Origin of the sequence: Stenotrophomonas sp. 24(2023), assembly GCF_030913365.1 — a bacterium.
Lineage (GTDB): Bacteria > Pseudomonadota > Gammaproteobacteria > Xanthomonadales > Xanthomonadaceae > Stenotrophomonas.
In genome coordinates this window covers 219408-235169 of the sequence record NZ_CP133160.1, presented here as the reverse complement: position 1 = coordinate 235169, position 15762 = coordinate 219408, and the positions used below count along the sequence as shown (strand labels likewise).

General features: G+C 66.7%; 9 protein-coding genes. 4 read left to right on the top strand and 5 right to left on the bottom strand.

Going from position 1 to position 15762, the window contains the following annotated elements; translation table 11 throughout:
- Positions 1 to 3: 3 nt before the first annotated feature.
- Complete coding sequence (locus Q9R17_RS01050) at positions 4 to 933, bottom strand: metalloregulator ArsR/SmtB family transcription factor (RefSeq protein WP_308156622.1); 930 nt, start codon at positions 931 to 933, stop codon at positions 4 to 6.
- Between the two features lie 153 nt (positions 934 to 1086).
- Here Q9R17_RS01050 and Q9R17_RS01045 point away from each other — a divergent pair, with 153 nt between their 5' ends.
- Positions 1087 to 2235 carry an acyl-CoA dehydrogenase family protein gene (locus tag Q9R17_RS01045; RefSeq protein WP_308156621.1) on the top strand — a complete coding sequence of 383 codons (1149 nt, stop codon included), beginning with the start codon at positions 1087 to 1089 and terminating at the stop codon, positions 2233 to 2235.
- 519 nt (positions 2236 to 2754) lie between these two features.
- Here the strand turns inward: Q9R17_RS01045 and Q9R17_RS01040 are convergent.
- The 3 genes from Q9R17_RS01040 to Q9R17_RS01030 are packed head-to-tail and all read right to left on the bottom strand — an operon-like array spanning position 2755 to position 7844.
- Entirely contained in the window at positions 2755 to 5928 is a 3174-nt protein-coding gene (locus Q9R17_RS01040; RefSeq protein WP_308156620.1) for a multidrug efflux RND transporter permease subunit, read from the bottom strand.
- A gap of 15 nt (positions 5929 to 5943) precedes the next feature.
- On the bottom strand, positions 5944 to 7218 hold the full coding sequence (locus tag Q9R17_RS01035; RefSeq protein WP_308156619.1) for an efflux RND transporter periplasmic adaptor subunit: 1275 nt from the start codon (positions 7216 to 7218) through the stop codon (positions 5944 to 5946).
- Positions 7218 to 7844, bottom strand: a complete 627-nt coding sequence (locus Q9R17_RS01030) for a TetR/AcrR family transcriptional regulator (RefSeq protein ID WP_308156618.1) — start codon at positions 7842 to 7844, stop codon at positions 7218 to 7220. The genes Q9R17_RS01035 and Q9R17_RS01030 overlap by 1 nt, the downstream gene beginning before the upstream one ends.
- 339 nt (positions 7845 to 8183) lie before the next feature.
- On the opposite strand from Q9R17_RS01030, the gene Q9R17_RS01025 reads away from it, so the two are divergent.
- The 3 genes from Q9R17_RS01025 (at position 8184) to Q9R17_RS01015 (ending at position 15112) form a co-directional block, all read left to right on the top strand.
- Positions 8184 to 13160: an NAD-glutamate dehydrogenase domain-containing protein gene (locus Q9R17_RS01025; RefSeq protein WP_308156617.1), complete on the top strand. Its 4977-nt coding sequence runs from the start codon at positions 8184 to 8186 to the stop codon at positions 13158 to 13160.
- A gap of 191 nt (positions 13161 to 13351) precedes the next feature.
- Positions 13352 to 14125 (top strand): NAD kinase, encoded by a 774-nt coding sequence (locus Q9R17_RS01020; RefSeq protein WP_308156616.1) that lies wholly within the window; start codon positions 13352 to 13354, stop codon positions 14123 to 14125.
- 45 nt (positions 14126 to 14170) lie between these two features.
- Positions 14171 to 15112 (top strand): 5'-nucleotidase, encoded by a 942-nt coding sequence (locus tag Q9R17_RS01015; protein ID WP_308156615.1) that lies wholly within the window; start codon positions 14171 to 14173, stop codon positions 15110 to 15112.
- A 67-nt stretch (positions 15113 to 15179) separates the two neighbouring features.
- On the opposite strand, the gene Q9R17_RS01010 is transcribed toward Q9R17_RS01015, so the two are convergent.
- Positions 15180 to 15731 carry a DUF2939 domain-containing protein gene (locus tag Q9R17_RS01010; RefSeq protein WP_308156614.1) on the bottom strand — a complete coding sequence of 184 codons (552 nt, stop codon included), beginning with the start codon at positions 15729 to 15731 and terminating at the stop codon, positions 15180 to 15182.
- Between the last annotated feature and the right edge of the window lie 31 nt (positions 15732 to 15762).

Sequence of the window (15762 nt, the reverse complement as noted above, 5' to 3'; positions counted from 1 at the left end):
TCCTCAGGGCTTGTTGGCGATCAGCGAGATCACTTCGAAATGCGGCGGGCGCTTTTCGCGGGTGACCGTTTCCAGGCTGGAGACGTCCAGCCCAGCCTTGTCGACGAACTTCTTCAGTTCCTTGTCGCTGAAACCCAGGTTGACGTGGCCGTACGCTTCCACGGCGGCCTTGTGCTCGTGCCGGGCCAGGCTGCACAGCAGCAGACGGCCGCCGGGCCGCAGCACGCGCGCGGCTTCGGTGACGGCCTGCGCCGGCTTGCTGGCGTAAGTAAGCGCATGCATCAGCACCACCAGGTCGAAACTGCGGTCCTTGAACGGCAGCGCGTGCATGTCGCCTTCCTGTACTTCCACGTTGGGCAGGCGGCGCAGGCGCTCGCTGGCGGCGGCGACCACGCGCGCGCTGGTGTCGATGCAGACGTAGCGTCTGGCGTGCGGCGCCACCAGTTCGGCCAGCACGCCATCACCGGAGGCGATGTCCAGCACGTCACCGGTTTCCAGCAGCGGCAGCGCCGTGCGTGCCAGCGCTTCCCAGGTGCGGCCCGGGGAATAGTGGCGCTCCATGTCGCCGGCCACGCTGTCGGCCCAGTTCTGGTCGGCAGCGCGGCTGGCCAGCACCGCGGCCACCCGTTCAGCATCCTGTCGCAGCAGCGGATCATCGCTTCCATTGCTCAAGGCATGCCACAATGCCTGCTGCGCCGGGTCCAGCTGGGCCTCGTCGAAACGGTAGTAGGCCGAAACGCCGGCACGGCGGTCGCGGACAAGGCCGGCTTCCTTCAGGCGTGCCAGGTGGGTGGACACACGCGGCTGGGCCAGGCGGGTGATGGCCGACAGTTCCGCCACCGTCAGTTCTTCCTGCTCCAGCAGCGCCAGCAGGCGCACGCGGGTCGCATCGGCGAACACCTTCAGGCGGGTCGACCAGTCTTCCAGATCCATAAATATCTACCTATCGCGATATAGAGATATATTCGCCGAGGTCGCCATTCCCGGTCAAGTCGGTGGCGTACGGAAAGGGCCTGCCCCCGGTACAATCGCGCTACCTGGGCACGCCGTGCGCGGCCCATAACATCATGTACCCGGGAGGGTGTTGTGGATTTCAGCTTTACCGAAGAGCAGCTGATGCTGCAGGACGTGGCGCGGCGCATCGCGCAGGAAAAGATCGCGCCCAGCGCCGAGCATCACGACCGCACGGGCGAGTTCCCGCTGGAGAACATCCGCCTGCTCGGCGAAAACGGCCTGATGGGCATTGAAGTGCCGACCGAATACGGCGGTGCAGGCATGGACCCGATTGCCTACGTGCTGGCGATGGTGGAGGTCGCCGCCGGTGACGCTGCGCATTCGACCATCATGTCGGTCAACAACTCGCTGTTCTGCAACGGCATCCTGACCCACGGCAACGAGGCGCAGAAGCAGAAGTACGTGCGTGCCATCGCCGAGGGTGAAGCCATCGGTGCCTTCGCGCTGACCGAGCCGCAGTCCGGTTCGGATGCCACGGCCATGCGTTGCCGCGCGCTCAAGCAGGCTGACGGCACCTTCGTCATCAATGGCAAGAAGAGCTGGATCACCTCCGGCCCGGTGGCCAAGTACATCGTGCTGTTCGCCATGAGCGAACCGGACAAGGGCGCGCGCGGCATCACCGCCTTCCTGATCGATACCGACAAGCCGGGCTTCGGCCGTGGCAAGACCGAGCCGAAGCTGGGCATCCGCGCCTCGGCCACCTGCGAGATCGAGTTCAACGATTACGTGGCACAGCCCGAAGACGTGCTGGGCCAGGAAGGCGAGGGCTTCAAGATCGCCATGGGCGTGCTTGACGCCGGCCGCATCGGCATCGCGTCGCAGGCGATCGGCATTGCCCGTGCCGCCTACGAGGCGACGATCGAATACGTGAAGGACCGCAAGGCCTTCGGTGCGGCGATCGGTACCTTCCAGATGACCCAGGCCAAGATCGCCGACATGAAGTGCAAGCTGGACGCCGCCCTGCTGCTGACCCTGCGCGCAGCGTGGGTGAAGGGCCATGGCAAGCGGTTCAGCAACGAGGCGGCCATCGCCAAGCTCACCGCTTCGGAGGCGGCGATGTGGATCACCCACCAGGCGGTGCAGATCCACGGTGGCATGGGCTATTCGAAGGAAATGCCGCTGGAGCGCTACTTCCGTGATGCCAAGATCACCGAGATCTACGAGGGCACTTCGGAGATCCAGCGCCTGGTGATCGCCCGCAACGAGACCGGGTTGCGCTGAGCGAGCACGCATCGGGCAGGTGTCACCGTGGGTTGGCGCGGATTCCCGAGCGCCAACCAAGGTTGGCGGCTACCGGGTCTGCCGCTCTGGTAGGTGTCAGCCTTGGCTGACACGGATCCTTGAGCGCCAACCAAGGTTGGCGACGACCGGGTGTCTGCCGCTCTGGTAGGTGTCAACCTTGGTTGACACGGATCCTTGAGCGCCAACCAAGGTTGGCGACGACCGGGTGTCTGCCGCTCTGGTAGGTGTCAACCTTGGTTGACACGGATCCTTGAGCGCCAACCAAGGTTGGCGACTACCGGGTGTCTGCCGCTCTGGTAGATGTCAGCCTTGGCTGACACGGATCCTTGAGCGCCAACCAAGGTTGGCGGCTACCGGGTGTCTGCCGCTTGGGTAGGTGTCAACCTCGGTTGACACGGGTCCTTGAGCGCCAACCAAGGTTGGCGGCTACCGGGTTCTGGACAACAAAAAAGGCCCCGGATCGCTCCGGGGCCTTTTTCGTTTCAGCTCACCGCCGGATCAACGATCCGGGCGGTGCGCGCTTTCCGCGTCGCGCTGGCGGGCCACGAACTCCTTGGACGGTTCGTCCAGCTTGTCGCCCAGCATGCGGCGCACGACCACGAAGAACACCGGGATCATCAGCAGGCCCAGCAGGGTGGCGAACAGCATGCCGCCGATCACGCCGGTACCGATGGCGTGGCGGGAATTGGCGCCGGCGCCGGTGGAGATGGCCATCGGGATCACGCCCATGATGAACGCGAAGGAGGTCATCAGGATCGGGCGGAAACGCAGGCGGGCCGCTTCGATGGTGGCATCGCGCAGGGTCTTGCCCGAGGCACGCTGCTCCACCGCGAACTCCACGATCAGGATCGCGTTCTTCGCGGCCAGGCCGATCACGGTGATCAGGCCGATCTTGAAGAAGATGTCGTTGGGCAGCCCGCGCAGCATCGACAGGCCGATCGCACCGAGCACGCCCAGCGGCACCACCAGCAGCACCGCCACCGGGATGGACCAGCTTTCATACAGCGCGGCCAGGCACAGGAACACCACCACGATCGACAGCACCAGCAGCAGGGTCGCGGCATTGCCGGCCAGGATTTCCTGGTAGGACAGGCCCGACCAGTCGTAGCCGAAGCCCTGCGGCAGCTTGGTGTTGACGATGTCTTCCATCGCGCCCATCGCTTCGCCGGAGCTCTTGCCCGGGGCCTGCGAGCCGACGATGTTGATGGCCGAGTAGCCGTTGTAGCGGCTCAGCGACGGCGAGGCGGACACCCACTCGGATTTGACCACCGTGTTCAGCGGGATCATCGCGCTGGTGCCGTCGGCGTTCTGGGTCAGGCTGGACGGGCTGTAGAAGCTGCGCAGCGATTCCTGGCCGGTACGGTAGGGGGCATCGGCCTGCATCGTGACGCGCTTGATGCGGCCCTGGTAGAAGAAGTCGTTGACGTACACCGGGGCCAGCATCAGCTGGATGGTGCTGTACACGTCCGACACCGACATGCCCATGGCCTGTGCCTGCACGCGGTCAACGTGCAACTGCAGCTGCGGGGCGTTTTCCAGGCCGTTCGGGCGCACGCCCACCAGCTTGTCGCTTTCCTGTGCGGCGGTGCCGAGCAGGATGTTGCGTGCCTGGGTGAGCTGTTCATAGCCGGCGCCGCCACGGTCCTGCAGCCACATGTCGAAGCCGCCGAACTGGCCCAGGCCCTGCACGGTGGGCAGGTTGACCACGAAGATCTGCGCTTCCTTGATGCCGTAGAAGGCACCGTTCATGTTCTGGATGAACTCGGGAACGGTGATCTTGCGCTCTTCCCAGGGCTTGAGGCGGATGAAGCCCATGCCCACGTTCTCGCCGGAACCGACGAAGCTGAAGCCGGCCACCTGCAGCATGCCCTCGAAGCCGTCCTGCTTCTGCAGGATGCCGCGCATCTGGGCGAACACCTCGTTGGTCTGGCCCTTGGTCGAGCCCGGCGGCAGCTGCACGATGGCCAGCGCGTAGCCCTGGTCTTCCTCGGGCAGGAAGCTGCCCGGCATGCGGGTGAACAGGAAGCCGCACAGCACCGTCAGCACCACGAACAGGATCATCCAGCGCGGCGCATGGCGCACGGCCGAGCCGATGTGGCCGACGTAGGTGCCGCTGATCTTGTCGTAGTACTTGTTGAAGGTACGGTAGATGATGTTCGGGTTGTCGTTGTGCGTCGGCTTGAGGAAGGTCGCGCACAGTGCCGGGGTGAAGCCCAGTGCCAGGAACGCGGAGAACGCCATGGAGATGGCGATGGTCAGCGCGAACTGCTTGTAGATCTCACCGGCCGCGCCACCCTGCAGTGCCGAGGGGATGAACACCGCCGCCAGCACCACGGTGATGGCCACCACCGCGCCGGTGATCTGGGTCATCGCCTTCTGCGTGGCCGGTTTCGGGTCGAGCTTTTCCTCGCTCATGATGCGTTCGACGTTCTCGATCACCACGATCGCGTCATCGACCACGATGCCGATCGCCAGCACCATCGCGAACAGGGTCAGCTGGTTGATCGTGAAGCCGATCATCCACATGCCCAGGAACGTGCCGAGCAGGGCCACCGGGATGACCAGGGTGGGGATGATCGTCGCGCGGAAGTTCTGCAGGAAGATCAGCATCACCAGGAACACCAGCAGGACCGCTTCGAACAGGGTCTTGACCACTTCCTGGATGGAGATCTTGACGAAGGTGGTGCTGTCGTACGGCGAGAACCAGCTCACGCCGGCCGGGAAGCTGGGCTGCAGCTCGTCCATCTTCGCGCGCACCGCCTCGGCCACGTTCAGGGCGTTGGCGCCCGGCAGCAGCTGGATGGCGAAGGCACCGGTGGGCTTGCCGTTGTACTGGGTGTCAAAGCCGTAGTTGTTGGCACCGAAGGCGACGCGGGCGATGTCCTTGAGCAGTACGCGCGAGCCGTCGGCGTTGGAGCGCAGGATGATGTTCTCGAACTCCTGCGGCGAGCTGAAGCGGCCTTCGGCCGACACGGTGGCGGTGAAGTGCTGGCCGGCCGGGGACGGGTCCGAACCCAGCGAGCCGGCGGCGAACTGCACGTTCTGCGCCCGCACCGCCGCCAGCACCTGGCTGGCCGACAAACCGTAGCCCTGCATCTTTTCCGGGTTGAGCCAGATGTTCATGGCGTACTCGGAACCGAACTGCTGGGTGCTGCCGACGCCGGGGATGCGCGAGACCTGGTCGAGCACGCGCGAGCCGACGATGTCGTTCAGCGCATCACGGTTGATGGTCGGCGTATCGGACTGCAGCGCCACCACCATCAGGAAGCCGGCGTTGGCCTTGGCCACCACCACGCCCTGCTGGGTCACTTCCGAGGGCAGGCGTGGCGTGGCCAGCGAGACCTTGTTCTGCACCTGCACCTGGGCGATGTCCGGGTCGGTGCCGGTCTCGAAGGTCAGCGTGATCTGCGCACGGCCGTTGGACGAGGACGAGGAACTGAAGTACAGCAGGTGGTCGATGCCGGTCAGCTGCTGCTCGATCACCTGGGTGACCGATTTTTCGGTGGTGTCCGCACTGGCACCCGGGTAGGTGGCCGAGACGGTCACCTGCGGCGGGGCGATGTTGGGGTAGGACTCCACGCCCAGGTTGAGGATCGCGATCACGCCGCTGAGCGAGATCAGGATCGCCACCACCCAGGCGAAGACCGGGTGTTCGATGAAAAATTTAGGCATGACGGAAGGTTCCCGTTACTGCTTGTTCGAGTCGGTGGCGCCGGCGGCCGCAGGCTTCTGCTCGCCCTGGGCGGGTGCGGCGGCCTTGTCGGCACTGGCGGCGGCAGGTGCGGCGGCAGCCGGGGCCTGTCCGGCAGCCGCCGGCTGGCCATTGCCGTTGCCCTGGTCCGGGGTCCATGGCTTGGCGGTGGCCGGTGCGCCTTCCTTCACCTTCTGCACACCGGCCACGATGACCTTGTCACCGGCGGCCAGGCCGTCGCTGATCAGCCAGTTGGCCCCCTGCACGCCATCGGACTTCACGTTCTTGCGCACGACCTTGCCATCGCCGCCGACGACCATCACGTAGCCGCCGGTGGTATCGCGCTGCAGGGCCTGCTGCGGCACCAGGAAGGCGTTGTTGCGCTCGCCCAGGTTGGCCTGGAAGCTGACGAACGCCCCCGGCAGCAGGATGTGCTGCGGATTGGGCAGCAGCGCGCGCAGCGAGACGGTACCGGTGGACGGGTCCACGGTGGTGGAGGAGAAGTCCAGCGTGCCGGGCTCGCCATAGGTGGTGCCGTCGGACAGCTTGACGTTGACCGTGGCCTTGCCGTCGCCGGACAGGGCCAGCGCGCCCTTGGCCTGCGCCGCGCGCAGCTGGGTCAGTTCATCCACGCTCAGCGAGAAGTTCACGTACAGCGGGTCCAGCTGGTCGATGGTGGTCAGCAGGGTCACGTCACCCTGGCCGACCAGCGCGCCTTCGGTGACCTGCTGCTTGCCGGCCTGGCCGCTGATCGGCGCGGTGACGTCGGTATAGCCCAGGTTGATGCGCGCGGAGGTGACCGCCGCTTCAGCCTGCTTCACCGCGGCCAGCGCGGTGCGCTCGGCCGATTCGGCGTTGTCCAGGTCGGCCTTGGACACGAATGCCTGCGGTGCCAGCGAACGGGCGCGGTCGGCGGCGACCTTGGCGTTGGCGTAGGTCGCCTTGGCCGAGGCCAGCTGCGCTTCGGAGGCGTTGAGGCTGGCGCGCAGCGGGGCCGGGTCGATCTGGAACAGGACCTGGCCCTGCTTGACCTCGCTGCCTTCCTGGTAGACGCGCTTGAGCAGCACGCCGGGCACGCGGGCGCGCACGTCGGCGGTGCGGAACGCGGACAGGCGGCCGACCAGCTCGCGCTGCAGCGGCAGGGTCTGCGGCTTGGCCTCGATCACGCCGACTTCCGGCGGCGGGGGCGTCTGCTGTTCCGGCTTCTTGCAGGCAGCCAGCGCAAGGGCGACGGCGCACGTCAGGGCAAGGGTGCGGAGTGGGGCGGTCATCAGGAGAAACTCCGGGGTTGGATTGAAGACGGGGCCGTCGACGCCGGCGGAGCGAATGCCCGCAGGAAGCTGTCAACGGAGAACTCTGCCCAACGCCGACGCAAGACCGCGTCATCACGGTGGGGGGTATGGAAGCGCTGTTTCTCGAAATCCAGGCCGGCGATCATGCTCAGTAGCAGTTCGGCCATGAAGTGCGGGTCGTCACGGCGCAGCTGGCCGTGGCTGCAAGCGGTTTCAATCCATTCAGCGAGGTGAAGCGTGAGTGTTCCCGGGCCATCCTGGTACAGGCGCCGGGCTTCGTCGGGGAACTGCACCGCATCGGCGGCAATCAGCCGCCGGGCCTGGATCACGTGGGGCTGGTCGAAGTGGTCCAGGTAGTCCACGGCGAACTGCAGCAGGCCGCTGCGCAGGTCGCTCGAGCGCGGCCCATGCAGGCCGGCCGTCGCGCGCCGGACATGGCGCTGCATCACCAGCCGCAGCAGGGCATCCTTGCTGCCATAGCGTGAGTACAGGGTCTGCTTGGAGCAGCCGGCGCGCTGGGCCACCGCGTCCATGCTCAGCTGCATGCCCTGGTCGGCGAGCAGTTCGCGCACGGCATCGAACACGCGCTGGTCTCGCGCGTCCATGGCGGCAGCAGGCAGGGGGGGCGTGTTCACGGAGTGGACTATACCGTCCAGTTTACATTTGTGGAATCACGAAGTGCGGCTGCGTGTATCGAGTCGTCACACGTTTTGCCGATGCTGTCGGCGGGCCACGTGCGTGCACCCGTGGCAGGTGCGCCGGTGTCGATGGTCCATGCTCCCGCGTACGGCCCGGTGCACGCGCAGCCGTGCCACGGAAAAGATGAATAGGCAGGTAAACCGCGGCCAACCCGGTATCTGGTTATTCCGTCCTGCAGCAAGGTCTTTCCGTGCAACGGGGCTACAATTTCATTTTCCCAACTGAGCAAGCGCATCAGCTCTGCCATGAAACCGCAAAAAACCGCAGCCAAGACCGTGAAAAACAAAAGCAGACCAGCAGAGTCGGAGGTCGCCGTGACCGCTGGTTTCTCCCTGGAGCCGGTGTACACGGCCTTGCGCAAGCGTTACCCGGCGGCCGCGCAGGCCGAAGCCGTGGCCTTTGCCGCCGATTTCTACAAGCGCATGGAGTCGGACGAGTTCCCGCACCACACCGCGGAAGAGTGGGCGGCGCTGGCAGCGGACACGCTGGAGTTCGCGCGCAGCCGCAAGGCCGGCAAGGCCAACGTGCGCGTGTTCAACCCGACGCTGAAGGGCAACGGTTGGGAATCGCCGCACACCGTGCTGCAGATCGTCAATGACGACATGCCGTTCCTGGTGGACACCGTGACCATGTCGCTGGCCGACCTGGGCGTGGGCGTGCACGTGCTGGGCCACCCGGTCATCCACTTCACCCGTGACAAGGCCGGCAAGCTGGCCAAGGTCGGGCAGGGCGATGCCGAATCGGTGATGCTGCTGGAGATCGACCGCCAGCCGGCCGATGCCATGGCGGCCGTGGAAAAGGCCATCAACAAGGCGCTGGACGAAGTGCGCGCCATCGTGCGCGACTGGCAGCCGATGAAGGACAAGGCGCTGGCGCTGGCCGACGACCTGGGCAGCCGCCAGCTGCCGGTCGATGCCACCTCGCGCAAGGAAGCACAGGAGTTCCTGCGCTGGGCCGCTGACAACCACTTCACCTTCTTCGGCTACCGCGAATACCGCGTGGAGAAGCAGGGCAAGGAAGACGTGCTGGCGCCGCTGAACGACACCGGCCTGGGCCTGATGCGGGGCCAGGACAAGTCGGCTGCGCGCCCGGTCAAGACCCTGGCCGCGCAGGGCCTGAATGCCACGTCCGGGCTGAAGGACGCGCTGATCCTGACCAAGACCAATGCCCGTTCGCGCGTCCACCGCGCCGGCTACATGGACTACATCGGCGTGCTGGAATTCGACGCCAAGGGCAAGATCATCGGCGAGCAGCGCTTCCTCGGCCTGTTCACCTCCAGCGCCTACAACCGTCGCCCGTGGGAAATCCCGCTGGTGCGCCAGCGCCACGAATACGTGATGAAGCAGTCCGGCCTGGCCCCGGCCAGCCACAGCGGCAAAGCCCTGCGCCACATCCTGGAAACCCTGCCGCGCGAAGAACTGTTCCAGTCCAGCGAGGACGAGCTGTTCCGCACCGCCATGGGCGTGCTGGGCCTGCAAGAGCGCGTGCGTAGCCGCCTGTTCCTGCGCCGCGACAAGTACAGCCGTTTCATCTCCGCGCTGGTCTACCTGCCGCGCGAGCGCTTCAACACCGACGTGCGCCTGCGCATCGAAGCCATGCTCAAGGACGCCCTGCAGGGCGAACACGTGGACAGCTCGGTGGTGCTGGGCGAATCGCCGCTGGCCCAGGTGCACCTGATCGTGCGTGCCAAGCCCGGCGAGATGCTGGACGTGGACACCGCCGACCTGGAGCAGAAGCTGGCCCACCTGCTGCGCAACTGGCAGGACGACCTGCGTGAAGCCCTGGTGGCGCGCCATGGCGAAGGCGAAGGCCTGCGCATCGCCGCACGCATCGGCAAGGCCCTGCCGGCCGGCTACATCGAAGACAACAGCACGGCCGTGGCCGCCAACGATGTCAGCCAGCTTGATGCCCTGACCGGCCCGGACGACCTGCGCCTGAGCCTGCAGGCAGTGCCGCGCGAGAGCGGTGACGGCCTGCGCCTGAAGCTGTACCGCCAGCTGGATGACATCCCGCTGTCGGACGCGCTGCCGATGATGGAAAACATGGGCCTGCGCGTGATCAGCGAGCGCCCCTACCGCCTGTCGGTGGACAACGCCCCGGTGTACGTGCAGGACTTCGAGGTCGAATCGACCGCTGGCGCCATCGATGCGGCCAGCGTCGATGAAGCCTTCGGCGAGACCTTCGCCCGCGTCTGGCACGGCGATGCCGAGAACGATGGCTTCAACCGCCTGGTGCTGGCCGCCGGCCTGCACTGGCGCCAGGTCGCCATGCTGCGTGGCTACTGCAAGTACCTGCTGCAGACCGGCGTGCCGTTCTCGCAGTCGTACGTGGAAGGTACCTTCACCCGTTACCCGCTGCTGGCGCGCCTGCTGGTGGAACTGTTCGAAGCCCGCTTCGATCCGGCCACCGGCCATGAAGGCAAGGATGACATCGCCGCCGGCCAGGCTCACCTCAAGGCCCACTTCGACGTGCTGGCCGCCGGCGACGAAGCGACCCTGAAAGTGCTCAAGACCGTGGTCGATGCCCGCAAGGGTGACCGCGATGCGCAGATGCAGGCCGCGCGCGAAGCGCTGCTGAAGCTGATGGACCGCGTGTCGAGCCTGGACGAGGACCGCATCCTGCGCTCGTTCATGGGCGTGATCGATGCCACCCTGCGCACCAGCTACTACCAGACCGATGCCAACGGCCAGCACGGCCATGTCATCAGCTTCAAGTTCGATTCGGCCCAGGTGCCGGACCTGCCCAAGCCGCGCCCGTACCGCGAAATCTTCGTGTACGGCCCGCGCGTGGAAGGCGTGCACCTGCGCTTCGGCGCGGTGGCCCGTGGTGGCCTGCGCTGGTCCGACCGCCGCGAAGACTTCCGCACCGAAGTGCTGGGCCTGGTCAAGGCGCAGATGGTGAAGAACACGGTCATCGTGCCGGTCGGCGCCAAGGGCGGCTTCTTCGCCAAGCTGCCGCCGGCCAGCGGTGACCGCGATGCGGTGTTCGCCAACGGCGTGGCCTGCTACAAGCTGTTCATCCAGGGCCTGCTGGACATCACCGACAACATCGTCAACAACAAGATCGTGCCGCCGGTGGATGTCGTGCGCCACGACATGGACGATCCGTACCTGGTGGTGGCCGCCGACAAGGGCACCGCGACCTTCTCCGACATCGCCAACGGCCTGGCCATCGCGCACGGCTTCTGGATGGGCGATGCGTTCGCTTCCGGTGGCTCGGTCGGCTATGACCACAAGGGCATGGGCATCACCGCCCGTGGCGCCTGGGAATCGGTCAAGCGCCACTTCCGCGCGCTGGGCCACGACAGCCAGAGCCAGGACTTCACCGCCGTCGGCGTGGGCGACATGTCCGGCGACGTGTTCGGCAACGGCATGCTGCTGTCGCGCCACATCCGCCTGGTGGCTGCCTTCGACCACCGCCACATCTTCCTGGACCCGAACCCGGATGCGGCCACCTCGTTCGTCGAGCGTGAGCGCATGTTCGCGCTGCCGCGCTCGAGCTGGGCCGACTACGATGCCAAGCTGATCAGCAAGGGCGGCGGCATCTTCCCGCGCACCCTGAAGTCGATCGAGGTCACCGCCCAGGTGCGTGAGGCGCTGGGCCTGGACGAGAACGTCAAGGCACTGTCGCCGAACGACCTGATGAGCGCGATCCTGAAGGCACCGGTGGACCTGCTGTGGAACGGCGGCATCGGTACCTACGTCAAGGCCGGCAGCGAACAGCACAGCGACGTGGGCGACCGCGCCAACAACGCGCTGCGCGTCAATGGCAGCGAGCTGCGCTGCAAGGTGGTGGGCGAGGGCGGCAATCTGGGCATGACCCAGCTGGGTCGCATCGAAGCCGCCCAGGCCGGCGTGCTGCTCAACACCGACTTCATCGACAACTCGGCCGGTGTGGACACCTCCGACCATGAAGTCAACATCAAGATCCTGCTCAACGATGTGGTGCGCGCCAAGAAGCTGACCGTCGAGCAGCGCAACAAGCTGCTGGCGTCGATGACCGACGAGGTCGCCGACCTGGTGCTCAACGACAACTACCGCCAGAACCAGGCCCTGAGCCTGATGGAGCGGATGGCGGTCAAGCGCCTGGGGTCCAAGCAGCACTTCATCCGTACCCTGGAACAGCAGGGCCTGCTGGACCGCCAGATCGAGTTCCTGCCGTCCGATGCCGAGCTGTCCCAGCGCAAGGCGCGTGGCCAGGGCCTGACCCGTCCGGAACTGTCGGTGCTGCTGTCCTATTCCAAGCTGGTGGCATTCGCCCAGCTGCTGGAATCGGACATCCCCGAAGACCCGTACCTGTCCAAGGAACTGCAGCGCTACTTCCCGACGCCGCTGCAGAAGAAGTACGCCGATGCGATGGAACGCCACCGCCTGAAGCGCGAGATCATCGCCACCGCGGTGACCAATCAGACCATCAACCGCATGGGCGCCACCTTCCTGATGCGCATGCAGGAAGACACCGGCCGTTCCATCGCCGAGGTCGCCAAGGCCTACACCATCAGCCGCGAAACGCTGGATGCGCGCGCGCTGTGGGCGCAGATCGATGCGCTGGACGGCAAGGTGCCGGAGTCGGTGCAGGTCGATGCCCTGGAAGTGATCTGGTCGCTGCAGCGTTCGTTCGTGCGCTGGCTGCTGTTCCGCCCGGGCCCGATGCCGGGCATCACCGAGGCGGTGAACCGCTACCAGGGGCCGTTCAACGACATCCGCGTGGCCTCCGGCGTGCTGCCCGATTCGCAGCGTCCGACCTACGAGGCCCTGGTGGCCGAGTGGAAGGAGAAGGGCCTGCCCGCCGCGCTGGCCCAGCAGCTGGCCGAACTGCACTTCCTGGCCCCGGCGTTCGACATCATCGAACTGGCGCGTACCCGCAAGCTCAAGCCGGTGGATGTGTCCAAGATCCACTTCCGCCTGGGCGAAGCGCTGAGCCTGCCGTGGCTGTTCGAGCAGATCGACGCGCTGGAGGTCAACGGCCGCTGGCATGCCGTGGCCCGTGGCGTGCTGCGCGATGAACTGGCTGCGCACCACCGCAACCTGGCCGGCCAGGTGCTGGCGACCAAGGGTGCCAGTGCCGAAGCCAAGGTCAGTGCGTGGATCGATCGCGACGACAACAGCCTGCGCTTCACGCTGGCGATGTTGACCGAGCTGGCCGAGCAGAAGACGCTGGACTACCCGACCGTCTCGGTCGCGGTGCAGCGCCTGGGCCAGCTGGCCTCGCATGGTGCATGACTGAGGTAGTGCCGGGCCGTGCCCGGCGTGCGTGAACCGGAACGGCCCCGCGCAAGCGGGGCCGTTCTGTTTCCGGGCCAGGGCTGCGGCCATGAACCTGCCCATGGGTGGGAAACAGGGTCCCTGCCGGCGGTCTCAACCCGGCCCCGGCGCTCGGTTATGCTCTTGGCCAGTTCCCCCCGGACCCACCGATGAGCGACACCCCCCGCATCGCTTTCCTTGCCAGCAGCGTCGAACCGGCGCGCATGGCCCGCGCGGCCATGGTGGCGCGCTACGGCGATGTGCCGCCGGAAGAGGCCGACGTGCTGTGCCCGCTGGGCGGCGACGGCTTCATGCTGCAGACGCTGCACCGCCATGGCCACCTGGGCAAGCCGGTGTTCGGCATGAAGCTGGGCACGGTGGGGTTCCTGATGAACCAGTACCGTGGCGATGACGATGTGCAGGCGCGCATCGCCCGTGCCGAGCCGGCGCACCTGCGCCCGCTGGAAATGCTGGCGCTGACCGAATCGGGCACCAGCACCGGCTCGCTGGCCTACAACGATGTGTCGCTGCTGCGGCAGACCCGGCAGGCGGCGCACCTGGGCATCGACCTCAACGGCCAGGAGCGGGTGGCCGAACTGATCGGTGATGGCGTGCTGGTCGCCACCCCGGCCGGCAGCACCGCCTACAACTATTCCGCGCATGGCCCGGTGCTGCCGCTTGGCTCGCATACCATCGCGCTGACGCCCTTGGCCCCGTACCGGCCCCGGCGCTGGCGTGGGGCGATCCTCAAGGCCGACACCGAGGTGCGCTTCCGCGTGCTGGACCCGTACAAGCGCCCGGTCAGCGTGACCGCCGATTCACACGAGACCCGCGACGTGGTGGAGGTGACCATCCGCGAGTCCCGCGAACGCCGGGTGACCCTGCTGTTCGACCCCGAACACAACCTGGAAGACCGGATCCTGAGCGAACAGTTCGTTTTTTGAGGACAATACGCTGCCGGCCCCGCCGACCGCTTGAAGGAACCCCCCATGGGCGACAACACACCCCGCTTGCTGACCGTCGCGGTGACCTCGCGTGCCCTGTTCGACCTGGAAGAAAGCCACGCGCTGTTCGAACAGCAAGGGGTGGATGCCTATGCCGAGTACCAGCGCACGCACGAAGACGACGTGCTGGGGCCGGGCGTGGCGTTTCCGGTGGTGCGCAAGCTGCTGGCGCTGAACCAGGGCGCCAGCCCGGAAAACCCGCGGGTGGAAGTGATCCTGCTGTCGCGCAATTCGGCCGATACCGGCCTGCGCATCTTCAATTCGATCCAGCATTACGGGCTGGGCATCATCCGCGCCACCTTCACCGCCGGTGAGCCGACCTGGCCCTATGTGAAGCCGTTCGGGACCGACCTGTTCCTGTCGGCCAACCCCGAATCGGTACGCCGCGCACTGCGCCACGGCATCGCTGCGGCGACCATCCTGCCCAAGCCGCCGGGTGAAACCGCCGCCGCCGCCGAGCAGGTCGATACCGGCCGCCCTGCGGGGCAGCTGCGCATAGCCTTCGACGGTGATGCGGTGATCTTCGGCGATGAAAGCGAGCGCATTTCCCGCGAACAGGGCGTGGAGGCGTTTGGCCGCCATGAGCGCGAGCGGGCCCGCGAGCCGCTCAGCGGCGGCCCGTTCCGCGGCTTCCTGTCGGCCCTGCATACGTTGCAGGAAGTGTTCCCCAGTGGCGAGGAAGCGCCCATCCGCACGGCACTGGTGACCGCACGTTCGGCGCCGGCGCACGAGCGGGTGATCCGTACCCTGCGCGAGTGGGGCGTGCGCCTGGACGAAGCCCTGTTCCTGGGCGGGCGCCACAAGGGCCCGTTCCTGCATGCCTTCGGTGCGGATATCTTCTTCGACGATTCGCAGCACAATATCGACAGCGCCCGCGAGCACGTGGCCGCCGGGCACGTACCGCACGGCGTCGCCAACGAAGGCTGATCGCCGCCGGGCATGAACGCAGCAGGGAAGCGCCAGGCCACGCCGGGCGCGCACAGCGGCCGGTGCCTTACGGGTTCTCCGCCAATCCCAGCCGCAGCTCCACCACCTTCCAGCGCAGGCCCTGCGGTTCCAGTACCACCTGCAGCGGCGGCTGGCCGGGGCCGCGATCGACATCCACCACGAAGCGGTTCAGCCGCTCGAAGTGGTGATGGGCGCGCTTGAGAGGCTGCGCCGGTTCGGTGGCCGCCCAGGCATCGCCGCCCTGCAGTTCGTTGCGCCCGCGCTTCCACAGCACATGGCCCTGCAGCATCGCGCCGATGCCCATCGGGGTGACCAGCGTGTCCACCGCGGCGCCGCCCACCTGGTCGCCCAGGCCATACAGCAGCGCACCGAACGGACTGGCGGCCACGTCCGGGCCGGCCTGGCGCACCAGATAGTCGTTGAACTGCGCCCGCAGGCTGGCGCGCACGCTCGGGAAATCCACGTAGCGCACCAGGCGGGCACTGTCGCGTTCTTCGATGGCCTGCGACAGGCCGTGCACGGCCAGGTACGGACCGCTGAACCAGCCGGCTGCGCTGGCCAACAGCACCAGCAGGAGGATTGCGATGAGTCTCTTCATGCCACCAGCGTGCCGCAAGTCAGGCACGCCG